1 pseudogene is annotated in these 804 nt (G+C 50.5%); it reads right to left on the bottom strand.

Going from position 1 to position 804, the window contains the following annotated elements:
- Nucleotides 1–804 (bottom strand): annotated as a pseudogene (locus A3750_RS19615) (bifunctional glutamine synthetase adenylyltransferase/deadenyltransferase); the annotation flags it as partial.

Here is an 804-nt window from a genome sequence, read left to right as displayed (position 1 = left end):
TGCTTGCAAAGCACGTCCTGACGCACTCGATCGAACTCGCCTCCTAAAGCAGAATCGCCAGCAATAAACCTAGCCCGAACGAGCGCCTGATGCTCCCACGTCCAAGCATCGTTATGCTGATACTTTTCAAAAGCTGCGAGCGAAGAAACCAACATGCCAGAGTTACCAGATGGCCGTAAACGCATATCTACTTCGTAGCAATAGCCCTGCGTTGTCTGCGCTCCCAGTATATGCACAAGTCGCTGACCTAGCCGGGTGTAAAACAGTTGGTTATTGATCTGCTTATCTCCATCAGTCGAACCAAAATCTTCCGCGTTGTAGATAAACACCATATCCAGATCCGAACTATACCCAAGCTCTATACCGCCCAACTTGCCATAACCGACGACTGCAAAGCCGGCGCAATCTACCGGTTCAATAGCCCGCCCTTTCGCTGATGGATAACCATGCTTTTGCACCAAATTTCGCCATGCGATTTCCATCGCTGCTTCAACACACGCCTCGGCAAGCCAGGTTAAGTAATCACTTACTTTCATGACAGGTAGTACATCGCTTATCTCGGCCGCCGCTACACGCAACATATGTGACTGTTTGAAATTGCGCAGACAATCCATCTGCGCTTCTAAGTCATCCTCAGGAATACGAAGTAAAGACTGGCGAAGCTCATCGCTCAGCGCCTCGCGCGGAGGCGGCGAATATAACGATTTCGGATCAAGTAAATCATCCAAGACCACCGGCGTCGCAGCGATATGATCCGCAAACCATTGGCTTTCAGCGCATAGCTTACAAAGCTGCCGTAGCGCC

Source organism: Oleiphilus sp. HI0079 (assembly GCF_001635105.1).
Note: the sequence above shows the minus strand (reverse complement) of the source record. Positions and strands in the feature narration are given on the sequence as shown.